Source organism: Xanthobacter pseudotagetidis (assembly GCF_043194795.2).
Classification (GTDB): Bacteria; Pseudomonadota; Alphaproteobacteria; order Rhizobiales; family Xanthobacteraceae; genus Xanthobacter; species Xanthobacter tagetidis_A.
On sequence record NZ_CM195534.1, the window covers coordinates 2,149,286 to 2,170,078 of the forward strand.

The 20,793-nt window shown below is 70.9% G+C and carries 20 protein-coding genes; 9 read left to right on the forward strand and 11 right to left on the reverse strand.

Features of this window, described 5'->3' with window-relative positions:
- Positions 1-648: 648 nt before the first annotated feature.
- Together V5F67_RS09825 and V5F67_RS09830 are read right to left on the reverse strand one after the other, a co-directional pair.
- Positions 649-1,608, reverse strand: a complete 960-nt coding sequence (locus V5F67_RS09825; RefSeq protein ID WP_394019690.1) for a hypothetical protein — start codon at positions 1,606-1,608, stop codon at positions 649-651.
- Positions 1,592-2,527, reverse strand: coding sequence for an MBL fold metallo-hydrolase (locus V5F67_RS09830; RefSeq protein WP_394019688.1), 936 nt, complete (start codon positions 2,525-2,527; stop codon positions 1,592-1,594). Before V5F67_RS09830 ends, V5F67_RS09825 begins: the two co-directional genes overlap by 17 nt.
- 257 nt (positions 2,528-2,784) lie before the next feature.
- Here V5F67_RS09830 and V5F67_RS09835 point away from each other — a divergent pair, with 257 nt between their 5' ends.
- From V5F67_RS09835 to V5F67_RS09845, 3 genes are all read left to right on the forward strand, one after another.
- Entirely contained in the window at positions 2,785-3,768 is a 984-nt protein-coding gene (locus tag V5F67_RS09835; protein WP_394019686.1) for a TIM44-like domain-containing protein, read from the forward strand.
- Between the two features lie 95 nt (positions 3,769-3,863).
- On the forward strand, positions 3,864-4,841 hold the full coding sequence (locus V5F67_RS09840) for an ABC transporter ATP-binding protein (RefSeq protein ID WP_394019684.1): 978 nt from the start codon (positions 3,864-3,866) through the stop codon (positions 4,839-4,841).
- Positions 4,838-5,599, forward strand: coding sequence for an ABC transporter permease (locus V5F67_RS09845; RefSeq protein ID WP_394019682.1), 762 nt, complete (start codon positions 4,838-4,840; stop codon positions 5,597-5,599). The genes V5F67_RS09840 and V5F67_RS09845 overlap by 4 nt, the downstream gene beginning before the upstream one ends.
- Before the next feature lie 42 nt (positions 5,600-5,641).
- On the opposite strand, the gene V5F67_RS09850 is transcribed toward V5F67_RS09845, so the two are convergent.
- A complete protein-coding gene (locus V5F67_RS09850; RefSeq protein WP_394019680.1) occupies positions 5,642-6,187 on the reverse strand; it encodes a DUF1269 domain-containing protein in 546 nt (181 codons plus the stop codon).
- A 243-nt stretch (positions 6,188-6,430) separates the two neighbouring features.
- Between V5F67_RS09850 and V5F67_RS09855 the strand changes: the two genes are divergently transcribed.
- Positions 6,431-7,027, forward strand: coding sequence for a hypothetical protein (locus V5F67_RS09855; protein WP_394019678.1), 597 nt, complete (start codon positions 6,431-6,433; stop codon positions 7,025-7,027).
- Positions 7,028-7,074: 47 nt separating this feature from the next.
- On the forward strand, positions 7,075-7,281 hold the full coding sequence (locus V5F67_RS09860; RefSeq protein WP_394019716.1) for a ChaB family protein: 207 nt from the start codon (positions 7,075-7,077) through the stop codon (positions 7,279-7,281).
- 12 nt (positions 7,282-7,293) lie between these two features.
- Here V5F67_RS09860 and V5F67_RS09865 read toward each other — a convergent pair whose 3' ends face one another.
- From V5F67_RS09865 to V5F67_RS09880, 4 genes are all read right to left on the reverse strand, one after another.
- Entirely contained in the window at positions 7,294-7,947 is a 654-nt protein-coding gene (locus tag V5F67_RS09865) for a phosphoribosyltransferase (protein WP_394019714.1), read from the reverse strand.
- A gap of 2 nt (positions 7,948-7,949) precedes the next feature.
- Entirely contained in the window at positions 7,950-8,603 is a 654-nt protein-coding gene (locus V5F67_RS09870; RefSeq protein WP_394019677.1) for a dienelactone hydrolase family protein, read from the reverse strand.
- A 93-nt stretch (positions 8,604-8,696) separates the two neighbouring features.
- Positions 8,697-9,443 (reverse strand): FkbM family methyltransferase, encoded by a 747-nt coding sequence (locus V5F67_RS09875; RefSeq protein ID WP_394019675.1) that lies wholly within the window; start codon positions 9,441-9,443, stop codon positions 8,697-8,699.
- A 510-nt stretch (positions 9,444-9,953) separates the two neighbouring features.
- Positions 9,954-10,643, reverse strand: a complete 690-nt coding sequence (locus tag V5F67_RS09880) for a GntR family transcriptional regulator (RefSeq protein WP_394019673.1) — start codon at positions 10,641-10,643, stop codon at positions 9,954-9,956.
- A 281-nt stretch (positions 10,644-10,924) separates the two neighbouring features.
- On the opposite strand from V5F67_RS09880, the gene V5F67_RS09885 reads away from it, so the two are divergent.
- The 4 genes from V5F67_RS09885 to oxlT (V5F67_RS09900) all read left to right on the forward strand — a co-directional run bounded on the left by V5F67_RS09885 (position 10,925) and on the right by oxlT (V5F67_RS09900) (position 16,109).
- On the forward strand, positions 10,925-11,398 hold the full coding sequence (locus tag V5F67_RS09885; RefSeq protein ID WP_394019671.1) for a CBS domain-containing protein: 474 nt from the start codon (positions 10,925-10,927) through the stop codon (positions 11,396-11,398).
- 276 nt (positions 11,399-11,674) lie between these two features.
- Complete coding sequence (frc, locus tag V5F67_RS09890) at positions 11,675-12,904, forward strand: formyl-CoA transferase (RefSeq protein ID WP_394019669.1); 1,230 nt, start codon at positions 11,675-11,677, stop codon at positions 12,902-12,904.
- 115 nt (positions 12,905-13,019) lie between these two features.
- Positions 13,020-14,306 (forward strand): oxalate/formate MFS antiporter, encoded by a 1,287-nt coding sequence (oxlT, locus tag V5F67_RS09895; RefSeq protein WP_394019667.1) that lies wholly within the window; start codon positions 13,020-13,022, stop codon positions 14,304-14,306.
- 489 nt (positions 14,307-14,795) lie between these two features.
- The gene (gene oxlT / locus V5F67_RS09900) at positions 14,796-16,109 is read left to right on the forward strand and encodes an oxalate/formate MFS antiporter (protein ID WP_394019665.1); all 1,314 of its coding nucleotides are present in this window, start codon (positions 14,796-14,798) and stop codon (positions 16,107-16,109) included.
- Between the two features lie 81 nt (positions 16,110-16,190).
- On the opposite strand, the gene V5F67_RS09905 is transcribed toward oxlT (V5F67_RS09900), so the two are convergent.
- The 4 genes from V5F67_RS09905 to zwf all read right to left on the reverse strand — a co-directional run bounded on the left by V5F67_RS09905 (position 16,191) and on the right by zwf (position 20,423).
- Positions 16,191-16,427: a hypothetical protein gene (locus V5F67_RS09905; protein WP_394019663.1), complete on the reverse strand. Its 237-nt coding sequence runs from the start codon at positions 16,425-16,427 to the stop codon at positions 16,191-16,193.
- 137 nt (positions 16,428-16,564) lie between these two features.
- Positions 16,565-18,211: a glucose-6-phosphate isomerase gene (pgi, locus tag V5F67_RS09910; protein ID WP_394019661.1), complete on the reverse strand. Its 1,647-nt coding sequence runs from the start codon at positions 18,209-18,211 to the stop codon at positions 16,565-16,567.
- Positions 18,211-18,939 carry a 6-phosphogluconolactonase gene (gene pgl, locus V5F67_RS09915; RefSeq protein ID WP_394019659.1) on the reverse strand — a complete coding sequence of 243 codons (729 nt, stop codon included), beginning with the start codon at positions 18,937-18,939 and terminating at the stop codon, positions 18,211-18,213. Before pgl ends, pgi begins: the two co-directional genes overlap by 1 nt.
- Positions 18,940-18,947: 8 nt before the next feature.
- Positions 18,948-20,423 carry a glucose-6-phosphate dehydrogenase gene (gene zwf, locus V5F67_RS09920; RefSeq protein ID WP_394019657.1) on the reverse strand — a complete coding sequence of 492 codons (1,476 nt, stop codon included), beginning with the start codon at positions 20,421-20,423 and terminating at the stop codon, positions 18,948-18,950.
- Positions 20,424-20,793: the final 370 nt, after the last annotated feature.

Consider the following 20,793-nt stretch of genomic DNA (forward strand, 5'->3'; position numbering starts at 1 on the left):
TGGCCTTCGCGAGAGCATCACCGGCGGCGCCGGCGCGGTGCTGGAGGCGGAGGCGGCGCTGGCGGTCGGCTGAGGGGGGCTTCCGAATGTCGCCGCCGTCGCCCTCCGGCTTGACCGGAGGGCCCACGGCCCGCGTCGTTTTCCTGCCCTGAGGCTGGATGCTCCGGTCAAGCCGGAGCATGACGGCGGAAAGGCGGCTGGCCTTCGCGAGAGCATCACCGGCGGCGCCGGCGCGGTGCTGGAGGCGGAGGCGGCGCTGGCGGTCGGCTGAGGGGGGCTTCCGAATGTCGCCGCCGTCGCCCTCCGGCTTGACCGGAGGGCCCACGGCCCGCGTCGTTTTCCTGCCCTGAGGCTGGATGCTCCGGTCAAGCCGGAGCATGACGGCGGAAAGGCGGCTGGCCTTCGCGAGAGCATCACCGGCGGCGCCGGCATGGGACTGATGAGGGCGGGAGGCGCTACGCCGGCGCCTCCGCAGCGCTTCGCGCGCCCTCGCCCCCGGCCCGCAAGGGGAGAGGGAAGGCCGCCGCTCTCACGAGCTGTACGGCGTGAGCGTCTCCGTTCACGTCCCCTCTCCCCTTGCGGGAGAGGGCCAGGGTGAGGGGGCGCCGCGGCCGGGCAGGGCGGCGGGCAGCCGGGGCGCGCCCGCCTTCACGGCCCCGCGAAGCGGTCGAGCATCATGTCGGGGGCGCTGGTGTTGTGGGCGGAGGGCACGAGCCGCCCCGCCCACAAAGCGCGCACGTCCGAGGCGCCGCCGAAGCCCGTCACCGGCGCCTCGCGCCAGCCCGCCGCGCCCGTGCGCCAGGCGAGGCGGGCGACGTCGGCGTTGGCCTCGGTGACGTACATGGAGCGCAGGGCCGCGAAGGCGCCGGCGCGCGGGCGGTCGAACGTCGCCTCCAGCACCATGCGGGCCTCGGAAAGCTCGGTCATGGCGAGCCGCGCGGCGCCGCCGTCCGCGAACGCGAGGGTGAAGGCCTTCGCCGCGGGATCGAAGGCGATCTCCTTCAGCTCCACCATCGGCCGCCCCTTCTCCTCCACCGGACCGAGCAGGAACGAGGAGCCGTAGGCCACGGCGCGCAGATGCGGCGGCGGCAGCGGGCGGGCGCGCCAGTAGCCGTCGGGCGGGTAGACCACCAGCACCTCCTCGGCGCGCTCCTTGTGCCAGACCCAGAGCTGGACCAGATGCAGCCCCTCGAAGGTGAGCCCGCCGACCCGCACCGGCGTCGCCGCCGCGCGCCAGAAACTCGGGAAGGTGAAGCCCACCAGCCACAGGTCCGGGGTCTCGTAGAGCGTGGTGCGCCTCGGCCCGGCGAGCGGGGCGGCGGCCGGCACCGCCGGGTCGTTCGCCATGTCGCAGGCGGTGAAGTCGGGCGCCGTGCTGTCGATGGCGAGGGTGCCCACATAGGCCGGATGCCGCGCCTCGATCCTGAGGCCGGTGACCGCCGGGGCGGCGAAGGTGAGCGAGACGTTGTCGGTCTCGGCGCAGGCGGTGGGCGCGGTGCCGTTCGCCACCGCGACGCCGATCTCTTCCGCGCCGGCCGGGCCGAGGCCCACCTGGACCAGAACGAGGACCAGCGCCGCAGCGACGATCCGTTCAGCCCGCAAAGGCATAGCCCGCGCCCTTCGGCTCGATCAGCCCGCGCAGGCCCAAATGGGAGCCCATCACCGGGATCTTGTCGGCGCTCACCAGGTCGAGCAGGCGCAGACGGGTCGCGCGGGCCTGAGCCTGGTCCACGTCGAACAGCAGCGACCAGCCGGGATTGGGGAATTGCAGCGCCGCGGTGTGCAGCGCGTCGGTCCACAGGAGGATGCGCTCGGGACCATCCTCGATCAGCACCCCCATATGGCCCGGCGTGTGGCCCGGCAAGGGCATGGCGAGCAGGCCCAGCGCCAGCGCCGCGACCCCCTCGATCGGCTCGATCCGGTCCTTGTAGGCGGCGAGCACGTCGCGGGCGATCTTGAAGAACGGCTTCATGTCGTCCGGCGCGCGGGCCAGCATCGCGTCGTCGCTCCAGAACGCGATCTCCTTGAGCTGGACCGTGACCCGGGCCATGGGGAAGCGGGCCGTGCCGTCGGCGGTGATGAGGCCGCCCGCATGGTCGCCGTGCAGATGGGTCAGGTGGATCGCCTCCACCTTGGCCGGATCGATGCCGGCGTCCGCCATGGCCCCGAACGCCTTGCCGAAATCGGCGCCGAACAGCGGACCGCAGCCGCAGTCGATCAGGACCAGGCGACCGTTCCGCTCCAGCGCGAACGCATTCACCGGGATCGGCACCGGCCCGTCGGCGGGCAGCGCGGCCGCCTTGAGCAAAGCCGTGCCCTCGGGGCTCTGCGCCTGCGGGATCACCGCCAGGGGCAGGGGAAAGGTGCCGTCGAACAGCGGCGTCACCTGGAACGCGCCGACGCGGAAGCCCGCCGTCCCCAGCGGCACCGCCGGCGGACGAAGATGCGAATCGGCCAAGGCGGCTTTGGGGCCGAGCGCAGCGGCGGCGCTCGCGGCGATGAAGGCGCGGCGGGAGAGGGCGGACATCGCAGGCTCCTGGAAGGCTCATGCGCGCAAGGGCGCGGACCATATCAGGGGCGCCGATCGGGGCCAATCTCGGGCGGCTGGGGCATCCCGGCCGATCAGGGCATCCCCGACGCCCTGGCCGAGCGGAGCCGGATGCGCCCTCGCGGTGCACACCAAGATTTCAAGTCGCGGGCCGCCGAGCCCCTGGCAATCGGCGGTGGCTTTCCCATATGAATGGCAAGGCTGCCCTTAGGTCAGGTGGCGGTGCGGGAGGAACGATGTTCAGGAAGACCACTCTGTTTGCGGCGCTCGCCATCGCGGCGGGCCTGACCCTGGTCGCGGCCGACCACGCCGAGGCCAAGCGCGGCTTCTCGTTCGGCAACCGGGGCTCGCGCACGTATCAGGCGCCGCCCGCCACCAACACCGCGCCCACGTCCGCGCCGATCCAGCGTTCGACCACGCCGCAGACGGCACCGTCCCCGGCCGCCACCCGCGCTCCCTCCGCCGCTCCGGCGGCGCGTCCGTCCATGTTCGGCAGCGGGCTCGGCGGCGCGCTCATGCGCGGCCTGCTGATCGGCGGCATCGTCGGGCTGCTCATGGGCGGCGGCTTCGGCGGCCTCGCCGGCATTCTCGGCCTGCTGCTCCAGGCCGGCCTGATCGTGCTCGCGGTGATGCTGGTGATGCGCCTGCTGCGGCGCGGCCAGCCTCAGCCGGCGGGCGCGGGCGCGCCCTATGCGCGCTCCAGCGGCGTTCCGCCCATGGGCGGCGCGCCCGCGGGCGCCGCCGGCGCCGGCTATGCCGCCTCCGGCGCTGCGGCCCAGCCGCAGCGCCAGGCCGCGCCCGGCGCGCCCTCCGACGAGCTGGGCCTCAAGGGCGAGGACTTCGACGCCTTCGAGCGGCTGCTCGGCACCATCCATGGCGCGTTCGGCGCCGAGGACCAGGGCACGCTGATGCAGCACACCACCCCGGAGGTGTTCTCCTACTTCGCCGACGAGCTGCGCGAGAATGCCGAGCGCGGCGTGCGCAACGTGGTCAGCGACGTGAAGCTGCTCCAGGGCGACCTCGCCGAGGCGTGGCGCGAGGGTGGCAGGGAGTTCGCCACCGTCGCCATGCGCTATGAGAGCCGCGACGCCATGGTGGACCGGGCGACCGGCCAGGTGGTGGGCGGCGACCGCGACGCCAAGGGCGAGGCCACGGAAATCTGGACCTTCGTACGCGAGAACGGCGGCGACTGGAAGCTCAGCGCCATCCAAGGCGCCTGATCGGCTCCCGATGCAGGACAGGGTCCCGCGCCTGACGGTGCGTGACCCCCTCGCGCGCCCTTCCGCGCGCGCCCGGACCGGTTTAATGAGGTGGCATGCCCGCCGCCCCCGAGTCCCGCGCCGCGCCCGGCGCCGTCATCTCCGTCTCCCGCCTGTCGAAGACCTACGCCACGGGCCACAGCGCGCTCAAGGACGTGAGTTGCGACATCCGGCGCGGCGAGATATTCGCCCTGCTCGGCCCCAACGGCGCCGGCAAGACCACCCTCATCTCCATCGTCTGCGGCCTCGTGAACGCCACCTCGGGCGAGGTGCGCGTGGACGGCCACCACATCGTCAAGGACTACCGCGCCGCCCGCGCCGCCATCGGCCTCGTGCCGCAGGAGCTGACCACCGACAGCTTCGAGACCGTGTGGGCCACCGTGAGCTTCTCGCGCGGCCTGTTCGGCAAGAAGGCGAACCCCGCTCATATCGAGAAGGTGCTCCGCAGCCTTTCCCTCTGGGAGAAGAAGGACGCCAAGATCATGACGCTCTCGGGCGGCATGAAGCGGCGCGTGCTGATCGCCAAGGCGCTCTCCCACGAGCCGCAGGTGCTGTTCCTCGACGAGCCCTCCGCCGGCGTCGACGTGGAGCTGAGGCGCGACATGTGGCGGCTGGTGCGCGAGCTGCGCGAGAACGGCGTCACCATCATCCTCACCACCCACTATCTGGAGGAGGCGGAGGAGATGGCGGACCGCATCGGCGTCATCAACAAGGGCGAGCTGATCCTGGTGGAGGAGAAGGCGACGCTGATGCGCCGGCTCGGCCGCAAGGAGCTGACGGTGGAGCTGGTCGCCCCGCTCGCCGCCATCCCCGAGGCGCTGGCGCCGTTCGGCCTTGAGCTTTCGGCCGGCGGCACGCACCTGACCTATATCTACGAGACGCGGGCCTCGGGCGCCGAGGAGGAGGGCGAGACGCGCTCCATCGCCGATCTGCTCGCCCTGCTCTCGGCCGAGGGCATCGCCTTCAAGGACCTCCACACGGAGCAGAGCTCCCTCGAAGACATCTTCGTGAGCCTCGTGAGGCGGGAACAGTGAATCTCGAAGCCGTCCGCGCCATCTACATGTTCGAGATGGCCCGCACCATGCGCACCCTGCTGCAGAGCGTGGTGTCGCCCGTGATCTCCACCTCGCTCTATTTCGTCGTGTTCGGCTCCGCCATCGGCACCCGCATGGCCGAGATCGAGGGTGTTCCCTACGGCGCCTTCATCGTGCCCGGCCTGATGATGCTGACGCTGCTGACGCAGTCCATCTCCAACGCCGCGTTCGCGATCTATTTCCCGCGCTTCACAGGGACCATCTTCGAGCTGCTGTCGGCGCCGGTGTCGCCGTTCGAGATCGTGCTCGGCTATGTGGGGGCGGCGGCCACAAAGACCGTGGTGCTGGGGCTCATCATCCTCGCCACCGCCTCGCTGTTCGTGCCGCTGGAGATCAAGCATCCGGTCTGGATGATGGCGTTCCTGGTGCTGACCGCGTTCACCTTCGCGCTGTTCGGCTTCATCATCGGCATCTGGGCCGACGGGTTCGAGCGGCTGCAGGTGATCCCGCTGCTGGTGATCACGCCGCTGACCTTCCTCGGCGGCACCTTCTACTCGCTCGACATGCTGCCGCCGGCCTGGCGCACGGTGACGCTGTTCAACCCGGTGGTCTATCTGGTGTCGGGCTTCCGCTGGAGCTTCTTCGGCATCTCCGACGTGGCGGTCGGGCTCTCGCTCGCCATGACGCTGGGCTTCCTCGCCCTGTGCCTCGGCGCGTGCACCTGGATGTTCCGCACCGGCTACCGGCTGAAGAGCTGAGGCCGGCGCGCGTCCGCGCCGGCCTCGCTTGCTTCGCGCTTCTCAGGCGGCGGGGGCGGCGCCCGCGGGCAGGCCGGCCGCGGCCTTGGCGAGCACCTCCTTCAGCTTGGCCTCGGCCTCGTTGGAGAGCGAGGTCTTCAGCACGCGCGGATTGTAGGGCTCGATCTCGGGCAGCACCTTGTCCTCGGTGACGCTCTTGATGAGCACGAACAGCGCCGAGGAATTGGCCGGGATGGTGTCGCCGAGGTTCTTCACGAAGTCGTCGTCGATGCCATAGTCGGCGAGCGAGCCGGAGATCGCGCCCGCGCCTGCGCCGGCCACCGCCCCGAGCGCCATGCCGGCGAGCGGGTTGAGGAACAGGAGGCCGACGAGGCCGCCCCACAGCGCGCCCATGGTGCCGCCCTGGGCGGCGCCCAGCGCCACCAGGTTCACCGCCTGCTTGATATGGACCTTGCCGTCCGCCTCGCGCTCGACGACGCAGGCGTCCTCCAGGTCGATCAGGTGGCCCTTCTGGAGCGAGCGCAGCTTGTTCAGCACCTCGTCCGCGGAGTGGACGCCATCGAAACCGAATACGACAAGATTGCTCATGACTGTCTTTCCTCGCAGTGCGGGATGCTTCGCCGCCGCCGGAAGCGTGGGCCCGGCCGCGGGAGCGTCCTCGCGGAACGTGACAGTGGCACGACCGGTTCCCGCGCGCGAGTGCGCGCTCGGCCTGCCGCGTGCCGGCATCTCCGGCGGCGGTAGCGGGGGCACCTTGTGCGCGCCGCCGCGCGCGGCTATTGCGCCGGGCGGAGGCGCGCGCCGGCGCGCCGCGACGGCGGACCCTTCCCGATGACGCAAGCACCGACCCCGTCCGCCGCCCCCACCGCGCCGGGCGTGATCTCCATCCGCCTGACCCGGGTCTCCCAGCTCTTCAACATGCTGGACCCGTTTCCCTTCCGCGAGCGCGACCTGGCGCCGGAGGCGGAGGAGTATATCGGCGGCTGGGCCGAGGAGATGCCGGCCGGCGCGCCGCTCGCCATCGTCGTCCACCTGCCGGCGGCGGAGGCCGCGGGCCACGAGGCGCAGGGCCTGCCGGAGGCGATCTCCCACTTCTTCGACTATCGCCGCCAGGAGACCGCGCGGGAGCTGAAGCAGCTGTTCCGGGTCGGCCGGCTGTCATTGGCCATCGGCCTCGCGGTGCTGGCGGCGTGCCTCCTCGCGGCGCAGCTGGTCTCGCGCGTGCTCGGGGAGGGCACGTTCGCCGGCATCCTGGAGGAGAGCCTGATCATCGTCGGCTGGGTGGCCAACTGGCGGCCGATCGAGATATTCCTCTACGACTGGTGGCCGCTCGCCCGGCGGCGCGACCTGTTCGCCCGGCTCGCGGCGGCGCCGGTGGAGGTGCGCGCCGACGCCGCGCCGGCTGACGCGCCCGCCGCGCGGGTGTAGCCTCCCCGCGGTCCGGGGAGGCCGCCGGGGCCCGGCGGCGCAGCATGATGCCCTATGCCACCAACGCCGACCTGCCGCCCGCGGTGCGCGACCACCTGCCGGAGCACGCGCAGGACATCTGGCGCGCCGCCTTCAACCATGCCTTCGCCGCTCATGCCGACGACCCGCGCCAGGAGGAGGCGGCGCATCGCATCGCCTGGGGCGCCGTGAAGCGGTCCTACGTGAAGCAGGGCGCGCGCTGGGTGCCGGTGTAGAGGCGGCGCGAATCATCCCTCCGGCGGCACGGGATGGCGTGCCAGCAGGTCGATCACCTCGGCATCGCTCACCTGCCGGAAGTCGTCGTAGAAATAGCCGATGGCGCCGAACGGCTCGGGCGTCTCCAGGCACACCACCGTGTCCGCGTCCGCCGTGAGCGCGTCGACGGTTTCCGGCGGCGCCACCGGGGTCGCCAGAACGAGCCTCTTTGGCCCGCGCGCCCGCACCGCCTTGAGCGCGGCGCGCACGGTGGCGCCGGTGGCGATGCCGTCGTCCACCATCACCACCGTCCGCCCGGCGATGGGCGCGCGCCGCCGCGTGCCGATATAGCGCGCGCGCCGGCGCTCGATCTCCTTCAGCTCGCGGGCGCAGGCGGCGTCGAAGTCCGCGGGCGTCACCCGCGCGGCGGCGATGATGTCGTCATTGCGCACCACGACGGGGGCGGCGCCGTCCACCACGGCGCCCATGGCCAGCTCCTCGGCGCCCGGGACGCCGATCTTGCGCACCAGCACCAGGTCGAGCGGCGCGCCAAGCGCCTGCGCCACCTCGGCCGCCACCGGCACGCCGCCGCGCGGCAGCGCCAGCACCACCGGCGCCGCATCCCGCAGGTGCGCGAGGGCGGCGGCGAGCCGCCGGCCCGCGTCGCGGCGGTCGGCGAAGGGGATGCTCACGGCGCCTTCCAGTCGTCGGTGCGGCCGAGCAGATGCCGCTCGAACCAGCGGGTGGACAAGGCGATCACCTCCTCCAGCGCGCCGGGCTCGGGGAAGAGATGGCTCGCGTCGGGCACGATCTTCAGCGCCTTGTCGCAGGTGAGCCGGCCGAACGCCTCGGCGTTCAGCTCCAGCACCGTCTCGTCGGCGCCGCCGACGATCAGCAGGGTCGGCGCCGCCACCTGGCCGAGCTGCTCCCAGGCGAGGTCGGGGCGTCCGCCGCGCGAGACCACGGCCGAGACGAGGCCGCCGAGCCGCGCGGCGGTCCTGAGGGCGGCCGCGGCGCCGGTGCTGGCGCCGAACAGGCCGATCGGCAGCCGCGCGGCGCGCGGCTCCGCCCTGGCCCAGCGCACCGCCTCCGACAGCCGGTCGGCGAGCATGTCGATGTCGAAGACGTTGGCGCGGTCGGCCTCCTCCTCGGGCGTGAGCAGGTCGAACAGAAGCGTGGCTATTCCCTGCGCATTGAGCGCCCCGGCCACCGTCGCGTTGCGCGGCGAGTGGCGGCTCGATCCGCTGCCATGGGCGAACAGCACGAGCGCGCCCGCATAATCGGGGATGCTGAGTGTCCCGGGAAGGCCGTGCGGCGGCACACTCACCTCGAACGTCGCCATTCCGCCCTCCGGTGCCGGCGGAAGCCGACGCCGTTCTTTATGCGGGCCGCTGCGGTATCTCGGCCTTGATCGCGGTCAAGTGGCGCCGGGCGCTCACTGGGGCTGCCGCCACGCCCACAGCAAATGGTGCATGCCGTCCTTCACCCGGAAGCCCTTCTTGACGAGGTGGGCGACGACGGCGGCGCGGGTGCGGTCGCCACGGCCCTGGTCGTGGATCTCCACCACCATCTGGCGGATGCGGGCGAGCAGGGCGTCGGAGGCGCCGTAGAGAATGTCGAACTCGGCGCCCTCGCAATCCATCTTCATCAGGTCGCAGGTGGCGATGCCCCGCGCCGCGAACGCCTCCTCCAGCGTCACCGCCCTGACCGTGATCTTCTCGCCGGTGCTGCGCACCAGCGAGCCGGAGGTGGAGACGCCGGTGGCATCGCCCCGGTGGAACACGAGCGTGCCCGCCTGCCCGGCGATGGCCTCCTCCACCGCCGTGACGCGCCCGGCCGCCTCGGCGGCGTTGCGGGCCAGCGCCGCGAAGTTCACCGGGTCGGGCTCGAAGGCGACGACGCGGGCGCCCGTGAAGCGGGTGGCCGCGAACACGCTGAAGGCGCCGATATTGGCGCCGATGTCCACCACCGTGGCGCCCTCCGGCACCGCCAGCGGCAGGCCGCAGAGATAGGCCTCGTCGAAGAACACCTCCTTGAACTCGTGCATCACCTCGCGCGGGACATGGATGCGCCCGCCGCCGCGCAGCTCGAACACGGCGGGGGACGTGGTGGTCAGGTTGTACTTGTGCGCGAAATAGACCGGCCAGTTGGAGATGGTCTTGATGAGGTTGAGATAACGCATCCTTGCTCCGCCGATGGTCCGCGCCGGCCGCCCCGCCGCGCTCCGGTGATGGGGGGAGGGCAGGCGCCGGATAAGAAGCGGCCCCTCCCGTCGCCGGCGAGCGGCGGATGAAGGGGCCTTCGCCGGCGATTATGGCACGCCTGCCGCCGCGACGCACCGCGCCCCCGCAGAGGCATTTTGCGGGTGCCGTTCGCGTCCTCTTTCCCGTCCGCAGCCGGACGTTTCCGGCTTCGGGATCTTCGATCCAAGCTCCGCTTCAACGGCGTTCGGGTGGGAGGGGGCTGGAGCATGACCGCGCGGGCGATACGCCGCGGAGGCGGGAGCGGGGCGTCGGCCCCGCCGTTCGCGCCCCCTCTCCCGCCTGCGGGGGCGGCCCGCAGGGCCGGCGGCCGAGCGGATGTTCTGTCGCGCCGAAGGGGCGCCCGGCCATGCCCCCTTCCAACCCTCCCCCGCAGGCGGGAGAGGGCTTGGCGGCAGGTTCCCGCGCCCGGAGGCGGGCAGCGCCAAAGGTCAGTCCAGGAACTCGCCGTGCGCCTCCACGTGGCGGGCAAGGCCGAGCGTGTGCTCGCGCACCAGGCGCTCGGCGAGGTCCGCGTCGCGCTTCTCGATGGCGGCGACGATGCGGGTGTGATCGACGATGGAGCGCTGGGCGCGGTGGTCCTGGCCGATGGTGACGTTGCGCACGCCGCGCATGTGCGGGAACAGGCCCTCGGTCATCTCGCCGATCAGCTCGCAGCCGGACATGCGGATGATGATCTTGTGGAAGGCGAGGTTGGCCTCCGAATATTCCGAGACGAACTCCTCCGGGTCGCGGTCGGCGAAGGCGCGCACGTTCTCGCGCAACTCGCGGATCTCGGCCTCGGAGGCGCGGGCGCAGGCGAGACGCGCCGCCATGCTCTCCAGCGCCGCCCAGACCGTGATCATCTCCAGGATTTCCTGCCGGGTCTTGCGCACCACGAAGATGCCGCGCCGGGGGACCGAGCGGACGAAGCCCTCCTGCTCCAGCAGCGTCATGGCCTCGCGGATGGGGGTGCGCGAGACGCCGAGCTTCTCGGAGAGCTGGCGCTCCTCGAGGCGGATCTCCTCCCGGTGGCTGTAGATGTCCATCTCCATGATGGCCGACTTCAGGGCCTTGTAGGCCTTCATGCGGAAGCTCGATTCGGTCTCGATCGGCTTCACGTTGATGTCCTGGTAGGTCATCGCTCCCCTTCGCCTTAGGCAGTCTTCGTGGCGCGGCGCGGCCCGCATTTCGATGCCGACCAAATACATCATATCAGATGAAGGACTTGTGCGTTGAGGGCAAGGGTTGCCGCAGGCCCGGCCCCGGAACGGCAGGGCGCTGCAACGCAGCATGGAAGGGTGGATGTCGCTGCCGCACTGCGTGTTGACTTCATGTATTATGAATACAAGAATTGCTCCAGGTGCCCTCTAAGAGGCCCGGACCTTCTGGAACAGGGGGCTTCGGCCCCGGAGGAATGCCAATGCTGATGACCGTCGACGACATCCTGCGCGAGAAGCGCGACACCAGGATCATCACCGTCCGCGCCAACGAGACGGTTGCCACCGCCGTGATGATCATGAAGCGGGAGAACATCTCCTCGGTGATCGTCAAGGACGTGTGCCGCACCGAGGGCAACACCGTCGTCGGGGTGTTCTCCGAGCGCGACGTGACCCGCGCCCTGCTCGCCCACGGCGCCGCGACCCCCGGCGTGGTGCTGGCGACGCTGCTGAAGCGGGAGCTGATCTCCTGTGGGCTCGGCGATTCCCTCGTCACCGTGCTGCGGCTCATGAACGAGCACCAGGTGCGCCACCTGCCGGTGATCGAGGACCATGCGCTGGTGGGCGTCATCAGCGCCACCGACCTCATGCGCCACTACCTGCACGAATCCGAGGTGGCGACCCATGCGGAGCAGGCCGCGAGCGGCATGGGCGCCGAGCTCGCCGTCCTGCGCTGAGCCGCCTTGCGGGCGGCGGCCGCCCGCGCTGCCGCCGCCCGCGCCGCCGCCGGCCGCGTCCGCAGGGATCGTGCCGTTGTCTGGCGCGGTCCCGCAGCGCCTGCCGTTTCACTTAAGTCGAATTCGGTTGCAGGCGGAAAATGGCGATGATAACGTTTGTATATGGCATACCATATCCAGTAGACACGAATGGATGCCGGGCGCAGGCTGCGCCCGCAAGCCGGCTCAAGACTGGCGGAACACACGGTCGGATCGAGGAAATCCAGGGGTAACGGCATGGGCAAGGCGCTTGAGGGCGTGCGTGTCCTGGACATGACGCACGTGCAGTCCGGACCGTCCGCGACCCAGATGCTGGCGTGGCTCGGGGCGGAGGTCATCAAGGTCGAGATGCCCCGGCGCGGGGACATCACGAGATCCCAGCTCAGGGACAAGTCGAACGTCGACAGTCTCTATTTCACCATGCTGAACGCCAACAAGCGCAGCCTCACCCTCAACATCAAGAGCCCCCAGGGGCAGGAGGCGCTGACCCGCCTCATCGCCAGCGCCGACGTGCTGGTGGAGAATTTCGGCCCCGGCGTGCTCGACCGCCAGGGCTTCGGCTACGAGCAGGCGCGCGCCATCAACCCGCGCTTGATCTACGCCACCATCAAGGGCTTCGCCGACGCCTCGGGCATCGATGCCAAGGCCTACGAGACCATCGCACAGGCCATGGGCGGGGCCATGAGCACCACCGGCTGGCGCTCCGGCCCGCCCACCGCCACCAGCGCCCAGATCGGCGACACCGGCACCGGCGTCCACTGCCTCGCCGGGGTGCTGGCGGCGCTCTACCAGCGCACGGTCACGGGCGAGGGCCAGCTGGTGGAAGTCGCCATGCAGGACTGCGTGATGAACCTCCTCAGGGTGAAGCTGCGCGACCAGCAGCGCCTCGCCTCCGGCCCGCTGGCCGAGTATCCCGGCGCCCCCGAGACCGAATGCGTGCCGCGCGCCGGCAACTGCTCCGGCGGCGGCCAGCCGGGCGCGGCGGTACGCTGCGCCCCGGGCGGCGAGAACGACTATTGCTACGTCATCATCCAGCCCCAGGGCTGGGCGCCGCTGATGCGGCTCGTCGGCCGCAAGGACCTCATCGACGATCCCAAGTTTGCCAGCCACGAGGCGCGCCTGCAGCGCCTCGACGCCTGCTTCGACGTGGTCGAGCGCTGGGCGCTGAAGCGCACCAAGTTCGAGGTCATGGAGGCGCTCAAGGCCATCGACGTGCCGTGCGGCCCGGTGCTTTCCACCAAGGACATCCTGGAGGACCGCGCGCTCTACGAGCGGGGCTTCCTGGTCGAGGTGCCGCATCCCGAGCGCGGCACCTACGTGACGCTCGGCTCGCCGATCCAGATGTCGGCGAGCCACGTGCCGGTCGCGCGCGCGCCGCTGCTCGGCGAGCACACCGACGAGGTGCTCGGCGCCCTCGGCTACAGCGCCGAGGAGATCGCCGGCATGCGCACCGCCGGCGCGGTGTAAGCGCACGCGCCTTTCTGTTTTTCAAAAAAAGCTGCCTCCGAGAGGGAAAACGACGGGGTGGGGCGGCTCTGTCTTCTTGGAACTAAAATAATAATGTTCTCAAAGGGTGGATCAAATGGTGAGTGAATCTGTCAAAGCTGCCGGCCCCAACCGCTGGCTTCAGTTGGTGGCCGGCATCGTCTGCATGGTTGCGGCCGCGAATATTCAATATTCCTGGACATTGTTCGTTCCCGAGATCGTTTCCGCCAACACCTGGACCCGCGCCTCGGTGCAGGTGGCCTTCACGGTGTTCGTCGTGGTGCAGACCTGGGCGACGCCCATCGTCGGCTACTTCATCGACAAGTACGGCCCGCGCAACGTGGTGCTGATGGGCGGCCTGTTCACCGGCCTGTCCTGGGTGCTGAACTCCTATGCCTCCACGCTGCCCGCGCTCTATTTCGCGGCGGCGGTGGGCGGCATCGGCGTCGGCTGCGTCTACGCCACCTGCGTCAACAGCGCGCTGAAGTGGTTCCCCGACCGCCGCGGCCTCGCGGTCGGCCTCACCGCGGCGGGCTACGGCTCGGGCACGGTGGTCACGATCCTGCCCATCGCGGCGATGATCAAGTCGTCCGGCTACCACGAGACCTTCTTCACCTTCGGCCTGATCCAGGGCGCGGTGATCGTCGCCGCGGCGCTGTTCCTGACCGCGCCGACCGGCAAGGACGTGACCTACTCGTCCACCGTCGCCCAGAGCCGGCGCGACTACACGCTCGGCGAGGCGCTGCGCACGCCGGTGTTCTGGGTCATGCTCACCATGTTCACGCTGACCGTCACCGGCGGCCTGATGGCGGTGGCGCAGCTCGGCGTGATCGCCGAGGACCTGGGCGTGAAGCACGTGGAGGTCAACCTCTACTTCTTCGCCATGGCGGCCCTGCCGTTCGCGCTGATGCTGGACCGCATCCTGAACGGCTTCTCGCGGCCGTTCTTCGGCTGGATCTCGGACCATATCGGCCGCGAGAAGACCATGTTCTTCGCCTTCATGATGGAGGGCATCGGCATCGTCGCGCTCGGCACGTTCGGGCACAATCCGTGGGCCTTCATCATCCTGTCGGGCATCGTCTTCCTGGCCTGGGGCGAGGTCTACTCCCTGTTCTCGGCGACCGCCGCGGACACCTTCGGCTCCAAGCACATCGGCAAGATCTACGGCATGCTCTACTGCGCCAAGGGCATCGCCGCTCTGCTGGTGCCGGTGGCGAACCTGCTGATGGAGGCGACCGGCAGCTGGACGGTGGTGCTCTACACCGTCGCGGCCATGGACATGACCGCCGCCATCGCCGCGCTTCTGGTGCTGAAGCCGCTGCTCGCGCGCCATCACCGGCTCAACGAGGCCCGCGCCCTGAAGGCGCGCGCGGCCACCGTCTGACCCGCTCCGCGGATCGCGCGCGCCGCCACATCGCGGCGCGCGCCTGAAGTCCCTCCACCGCCCCTCGGGCGGCCCCTGCATGGCCTCGGCGCAAGTCGGGGCCATTTTTTTGCCTGGTCGACGGGGCTGGAGCGGGGGCGCAGGCCAGGCCGGACGCACCGGTCGGCGCCCCAAGGCCGCGGCGCGCCGCGGACGACCCGCCGCTCCGGCGCGACGAGACCGCCGCGCCGCCCCCCGCACCGGCCGGGGAGACGTATGCGCGCCCGCGCGCGCCGGATCGGGGCGGGTGCCCGTCGAACCGCGCGAAAGACCGGTCAAAGGGGGCGAGGTAGCCGTTACATATCCGAAACTTGCATACGGTATACCGTATTTCTATCCATCCTTCCCCACGGAACGCAGCCGCTCCCGCTCGAACGAGGCGCGGCCGAATGGTGACCGTCACGGGCCGTTCATCGTCCTTCGATGATCCCCAGTGAGAAAGGGAAGGAAATGCCGTCTTCAACTCTGCCGGCCGCGGCCGGCCGCGGCCCCGTGGGCGGGCGCTGGCTCCAGCTCCTCATCGGCGTCGTCTGCATGTCGATGATCGCCAACCTCCAGTATGGCTGGACGCTGTTCGTCGAGCCCATGAACGAGAAGCACCAGTGGGGCCGCGCCGCGATCCAGGTGGCGTTCACCATCTTCGTGCTGTTCGAGACCTGGCTGGTGCCCATCGAGGGCTGGTTCGTCGACAAGTTCGGCCCCCGCATCGTGGTGATGATCGGCGGCGTGCTGTGCGCGGCGTCCTGGTGGCTCAACTCCATCGCCGACAGCCTGGCGCTGCTCTACGTCTCGGCCGCCATCGGCGGCACCGGCGCCGGCGCGGTCTACGGCACCTGCGTCGGCGCGGCGCTGAAGTGGTTCCCGGACCGGCGCGGCCTCGCCGCGGGCATCACCGCCGCCGGCTTCGGCGCCGGCTCGGCGCTGACCATCGTGCCCATCGCGGCGATGATCAAGGCGCAGGGCTACGAGCACACCTTCCTGTTCTTCGGCCTGCTCCAGGGCGCGGTGGTGTTCGTGCTGGCGCTGCTGCTGCAGAGTCCGAAGGAGGGCCAGCTGCCCAAGGTCGAGGTGGCGGTGAACCAGAGCCGGCGCAATTACGGCCCCGGCGAGATGGTGAAGACGCCGGTGTTCTGGATCATGTACCTGATGTTCGTGCTGGTGGCGGGCGGCGGGCTCATGGCGACCGCCCAGCTCGGCTCCATCGCCAAGGACTTCAGGATCGCCGACGTGCCGGTGTCGATCCTCGGCCTGACCATGCCGGCGCTCACCTTCGCGCTCTCCATCGACCGGGTGCTGAACGGCGTCACGCGGCCCTTCTTCGGCTGGGTGTCGGACAATATCGGCCGCGAGAACACCATGTTCATCGCCTTCTCGCTGGAGGCGGTCGGCGTGCTGGCGCTGGCCCATTTCGGCGCCAACCCGGTGCTGTTCGTGATCCTGACCGGCCTCGTCTTCTTCGCCTGGGGCGAGATCTACTCGCTGTTCCCGGCGACCTGCGGCGACACGTTCGGGTCGAAGTTCGCCACCACGAATGCGGGCCTCCTCTACACCGCCAAAGGAACCGCCTCGCTGGTGGTGCCCATGGCCTCCGTGGCGGTGGCGAGCCTCGGCAACTGGGACCTGGTGTTCCTCGTCACCGCAGCGGTCAACGCCGTCGCGGCGCTGATGGCGATCTTCGTGCTGAAGCCGCTCCGGGCGCGATTCGTCTCGCAGGCGCGCGGCATCGAGGCGGTCGAGGGGCGGGCGCCGGAAATCGCCCGCTGATCTCGGCCTGGGTTCAACGGCGCGCCCTTTCCACCCCGCGCCGTCCTGGAGGGAGAGGTTGGCGCCTCTCCCTCTTTTTCTTCAGAAGGCGCGCGGGAAGGCGGCGACGGCGGGTTCGACCGAATCGCGCGAAGGCTCGCCGCCGAAGCGGACGCCGGCCAAGCGCTGCGCAGCAGGGGCTTCGCCGAGCGCGTCGGCGATCGGGATGCCCACGTCGCCGCCGGCCGCCAGGAACAGCTTGGGCGAGGAGAAGCCGATGGTGGCGCCCGTCAGGGTGATGCCAAGGATGCCGAGGGCGGCGAAATCGAGAACGCTCATGTCTGCCTCCGGGCGCCGGAGCGCCTCTCGGGAGGTGACCTCCCAATTACGGATGGCATACTGACCCAATTTCCGGCCTCTGTGGTATACATAATACGAAACTGAGCCCTGCCTTTGCTGCATGGCAGCACGGCGCCTCAGCGGCCGCCGATCTCCTTGAGATGGGTCAGCAGCCCGCGGGTGGAGGCGGAGGCGGCGGGCGGGACCTTGTCGTCCGTGACCGCCGGCAGCAGCTCGGTCGCGAGCTCCTTGCCCAGCTCCACCCCCCACTGGTCGTAGGCATTGATGCCCCACACCGCCGCCTCCACGAACACCCGGTGCTCGTAGAGGGCGATCAGGCGGCCGAGGGTGAAGGGATCGAGCTGGGCGTACGCGAGCGTGACGGACGGCCGGCTGCCCGGGAACACCCGGTGCGGGGCGAGCCGCGCCACCTCCGCTTCGCCGAGGCCCTTGGCGCGCAGCTGCGCCGCCGCCTCCTCCAGCGTGCGCCCGCGCATGAGCGCCTCGGACTGGGCGAGGCAGTTCGCGACCAGCAGCGCATGATGCTCCTTCAGCTTCGGCTCGTGGCCCTCGGCGGCGATGAGGAACTCCACCGGGATCACGTCCGTGCCCTGGTGGATGAGCTGGAAGAAGGCGTGCTGGGAATTGGTGCCCGGCTCGCCCCACACGATCGGCCCGGTGGGACGGGCGACCGGCTTGCCGTCCAGCGTCACGCTCTTGCCGTTGCTCTCCATGTCGAGCTGCTGGAGATAGGCGGGAAAGCGCGCGAGCCGCTGGTCGTAGGGGATGACGGCGCGGCTCGGGAAGCCGCAGACGTTGCGGTGGAACAGGCCGACGGCGGCGAGCAGCACCGGCAGGTTGATCTCCGGCGGCGCGGTGCGGAAATGCTCGTCCATGGCGCTCGCGCCGGCCAGGAACTCGCGGAAGTTCTGCGGCCCCACCGCGATCATCACCGGCAGGCCGATGGCGGACCACACCGAATAGCGCCCGCCCACCCAGTCCCAGAAGCCGAAGGTGCGCTCGGGGCGGATGCCGAACGCCCCGACCTTCTCCAGCGCGGTGGAGACGGCGGCGAAATGGTCCGCCACCGCCGCCTCGCCCAGCGCCTCCTTGATGAAGGCGCGGGCGGTGGCCGCGTTGCACATGGTCTCCACCGTGGTGAAGGTCTTCGAGGCGATGACGAAGAGGGTCGTCGCCGGGTCGAGGCCCTTCAGCGTGTCGGCGATGTGGGCGCCGTCGACGTTGGAGACGAAATGGCAGCGCGGCCCGTCGTGATAGGGCGCGAGCGCCCCCGTCACCATCACCGGGCCGAGGTCCGAGCCGCCGATGCCGATGTTCACCACGTCCGTGAAGCGCGCGCCCTTGGCGCCGGCGATGGCGCCGGAGCGCACCTGGTCGGCGAAGGCGAACAGGCGCGCCAGCGTCTCGCGCACCGGCGGCTTCACGTCCGCCCCGTCCACCACGAGGGCGGCCTCCTCGCCGTCGCGCAGGGCGACGTGGAGCACGCTGCGCCGCTCGGTGGCGTTGACCTTCTCGCCGGCGAACATGGCGTCGCGCCGCGCCGTGACGCCCGCCGCCTTCACGAGGTCGATCAGCAGGCCGAGGCTGCGCCTGGAAAGCCCGGTCTTGGAGAAGTCGAGCAGCAGGTCGCCGAAGGCGCAGGAGAAGTCCTCGAACCGGCCCGGCTCCGCCACCACCTCCCGGAGCGGGCGTTCCCGGTCCGCCGCCCAGGCGGCCGAAAGGGACTGCCAGAAGGCCTCGGTCTCGCTCATGCACGTCTCCATCAGGGGCACCACAGGACATCGAGAGGGCGCCGGGCATGGCGGAGCACGGCGCGGATCGGCATCTCGCCGTCCGGGCCGGGACGGGAGGCCGCCCCCAGCACCTCCCGCTTCACCTTGCCCTCGATGTGCAGCAGAAGCGTGTCGGCGGCAAGGAGCGGCGGCAGCGTAAATGTGATGCGCGGCTCGCCCGCCGCCGCGGCGCGGATGGCGGCGAGCGCCGCCGGCGCGGCGGGGTCGATGGCGGCATCCAGGCCGGCGGCGCCGGGGAAGAAGGAGGCGGTGTGCCCGTCATCCCCCATGCCCAGCACCACGGCGGCGAAGGGACGGGGCAGGCCGGCGGCGCGCGCCGTGGCCTCGTCGAGCCCCACCTCGGGGGTCGGCGCGCCGGTGAAGAGCGGCACGAAGCGCGCCCGCCTGGCCTCCCCCTTCAGCAGATGGGCGCGCACCAAGGCGGCGTTGGAGCGGACGGACGTCTCGGGCACCCAGCGCTCGTCCACCAGAGTCACGGTGATGCGGCCCCAGTCGAGCGGCGCGGCCGAGAGCGTCTCCAGGAACAGCGCCGGGGTGCGGCCGCCCGAGACGGCGAGGCTCGCCGCGCCGTCCCGCGCGGTACGGGAAAGCAGCGCCTGCGCCACATGGGCGGCGAGCGCGCGGGCGAGCGCGGCGCGGTCGTCATAGGCCGCGAGCGCGTAGGGCAAGGGGGGCAAGGGCAGGGGGGGGTGGTCCATGGCCGGCCTCAGGCGTCGTCGGCCCAGGTGCGCCCGTCGCGCTCGATCAGCGCGATGGCGGCGGACGGGCCCCAGGTGCCCGCGGTGTAGGGCTTCGGCGCCTCGCGGGAATTGCGCCAGGCCTCCAGGATCGGATCGACCCAGCGCCAGGCCGCCTCCACCTCGTCGCGGCGCATGAACAGGGTCTGGTTGCCGCGCACCACGTCCATCAGAAGGCGCTCGTAGGCATCGGGGTTGCGCACGCCGAACACGCTGGCGAAGCTCATGTCGAGCGGCACGTGCTGGAGCCGCATGCCGCCGGGGCCGGGGTCCTTGATCATGATCCAGAGCTTCACCCCCTCGTCCGGCTGCAGGCGGATGACGAGGCGGTTGGCCATGATCGGCCCCGCCTGCCCGTCGAACACCGAATGCGGGATGGGGCGGAACTGGATCACGATCTCCGACACCCGGCTCGCCAGCCTTTTGCCGGTGCGCAGATAGAACGGCACGCCGGACCAGCGCCAGTTGGCGATCTCCGCCTTCAGCGCCACGAAGGTCTCGGTGCCGGAGGCGCCGGCGCCCAGTTCCTCCAGATAGCCGGGCACCGCCCCGCCCGCCGAGGCGCCGGCGCGGTACTGGCCGCGCACGGTGAGCTGGCCGGCGGTCTTCTCGTCGATGGGCACCAGGGCTTTCAGCACCTTCAGCTTCTCGTCGCGCACCGCGTCGGCGTCGAGCGAGACCGGCGGCTCCATGGCGACGAGGCAGAGCAGTTGCAGGATGTGGTTCTGCACCATGTCCCTGAGCGCGCCGGCGGTGTCGTAATAGCCGGCGCGGCCGGCGGTGCCGAGGCTCTCGGCCACCGTGATCTGCACGTGGTCCACGTGGGCGTTGTTCCAGATCGGCTCGAACAAGGCGTTGGCGAAGCGCAGCGCCATCAGGTTCTGCACCGTCTCCTTGCCGAGATAGTGGTCGATGCGGAACACCGCCTCCTCGGGGAAGACCCGGCCCACGGCGGCGTTGACCTTGCGCGCCGAGGCGAGGTCCTTGCCCACGGGCTTCTCCACCACCACGCGGGTCAGCGGGGTGACGAGGCCGTGGGCGCCGATGCGCGCGCAGATGTCGTCGAACAGGTCCGGCCCGACCGCGAGATAGAACACCCGCACCCGGTCCTCGGCCTCGGCGAGGCGCGCGGCAAGGTCGGCCCAGCCGGCATCGGAGAGCGCGTCCACCGCCACGTAGTCGAGGCGCTTGAGGAAGCGGGCGAGATCGGACCGAGACGCCTCCTCGATGCCGTCGCGGTCCTCCACCGCCTCGCGGGCGAAGGCCTCGAAGGCGGCGCGCGCCATGGGGCGCCGCGAGACGCCGAAGACGCGGCAGGCCTCCGGCAACTGGCCGGCGCGGTCGCGCTCGTAGAGGGCGGGCAGGAGCTTGCGCCGGGCGAGGTCCCCGGTCGCCCCGAACACGACGATGTCGAAAGGCTCCACTTCAATCACCCGCGCGACCATTCCCGATTCTCCGTCCAGCGCGCCCGATGGGCGGCGCGAATCTCCCGCCCCGCCGTCCACGTGCCGCCATGCTCCGCCCGCCGCCGACGGCTGCAAAGGGGCAATGCCGTGGGCCGCCGGACGTTCCGCGTGCGACGAGAGGTCCGCGCAGGACGTGCGGCGCCGGCGGCTGCGATCACTTGGCCGCGACGGCCCCATCCCGCTTGCGGACGGTTTGATCATCGATTCTAAATCGATTTGGATGTGGTGTCGCGATGCAATATCCGGCGCGTCGCCGTCGTGGTTTCCTTTGCGGAGGCCAGAAGCTAAGGTCGCGCTCCTCCCGGGGCACGCGCGCCGCGCGCCCCGCTTTCGCCCGTTTCTTGGCCGA

Excerpts from the sequence above, each read along its gene's own strand:
- oxlT (WP_394019667.1), top strand. The coding sequence starts at position 13,020 with ATGGTGAGTGAATCTGTCAAAGCTGCCGGCCCCAACCGCTGGCTTCAG.
- pgi (WP_394019661.1), bottom strand. The coding sequence starts at position 18,211 with ATGGAGACGTGCATGAGCGAGACCGAGGCCTTCTGGCAGTCCCTTTCG.
- V5F67_RS09905 (WP_394019663.1), bottom strand. The coding sequence starts at position 16,427 with ATGAGCGTTCTCGATTTCGCCGCCCTCGGCATCCTTGGCATCACCCTG.
- frc (WP_394019669.1), top strand. The coding sequence starts at position 11,675 with ATGGGCAAGGCGCTTGAGGGCGTGCGTGTCCTGGACATGACGCACGTG.
- V5F67_RS09880 (WP_394019673.1), bottom strand. The coding sequence starts at position 10,643 with ATGACCTACCAGGACATCAACGTGAAGCCGATCGAGACCGAATCGAGC.
- V5F67_RS09835 (WP_394019686.1), top strand. The coding sequence starts at position 2,785 with ATGTTCAGGAAGACCACTCTGTTTGCGGCGCTCGCCATCGCGGCGGGC.
- V5F67_RS09855 (WP_394019678.1), top strand. The coding sequence starts at position 6,431 with ATGACGCAAGCACCGACCCCGTCCGCCGCCCCCACCGCGCCGGGCGTG.
- V5F67_RS09840 (WP_394019684.1), top strand. The coding sequence starts at position 3,864 with ATGCCCGCCGCCCCCGAGTCCCGCGCCGCGCCCGGCGCCGTCATCTCC.
- pgl (WP_394019659.1), bottom strand. The coding sequence starts at position 18,939 with ATGGACCACCCCCCCCTGCCCTTGCCCCCCTTGCCCTACGCGCTCGCG.
- oxlT (WP_394019665.1), top strand. The coding sequence starts at position 14,796 with ATGCCGTCTTCAACTCTGCCGGCCGCGGCCGGCCGCGGCCCCGTGGGC.
- V5F67_RS09850 (WP_394019680.1), bottom strand. The coding sequence starts at position 6,187 with ATGAGCAATCTTGTCGTATTCGGTTTCGATGGCGTCCACTCCGCGGAC.
- V5F67_RS09860 (WP_394019716.1), top strand. The coding sequence starts at position 7,075 with ATGCCCTATGCCACCAACGCCGACCTGCCGCCCGCGGTGCGCGACCAC.
- V5F67_RS09875 (WP_394019675.1), bottom strand. The coding sequence starts at position 9,443 with ATGCGTTATCTCAACCTCATCAAGACCATCTCCAACTGGCCGGTCTAT.
- V5F67_RS09885 (WP_394019671.1), top strand. The coding sequence starts at position 10,925 with ATGCTGATGACCGTCGACGACATCCTGCGCGAGAAGCGCGACACCAGG.
- V5F67_RS09825 (WP_394019690.1), bottom strand. The coding sequence starts at position 1,608 with ATGCCTTTGCGGGCTGAACGGATCGTCGCTGCGGCGCTGGTCCTCGTT.
- V5F67_RS09870 (WP_394019677.1), bottom strand. The coding sequence starts at position 8,603 with ATGGCGACGTTCGAGGTGAGTGTGCCGCCGCACGGCCTTCCCGGGACA.
- zwf (WP_394019657.1), bottom strand. The coding sequence starts at position 20,423 with ATGGTCGCGCGGGTGATTGAAGTGGAGCCTTTCGACATCGTCGTGTTC.
- V5F67_RS09830 (WP_394019688.1), bottom strand. The coding sequence starts at position 2,527 with ATGTCCGCCCTCTCCCGCCGCGCCTTCATCGCCGCGAGCGCCGCCGCT.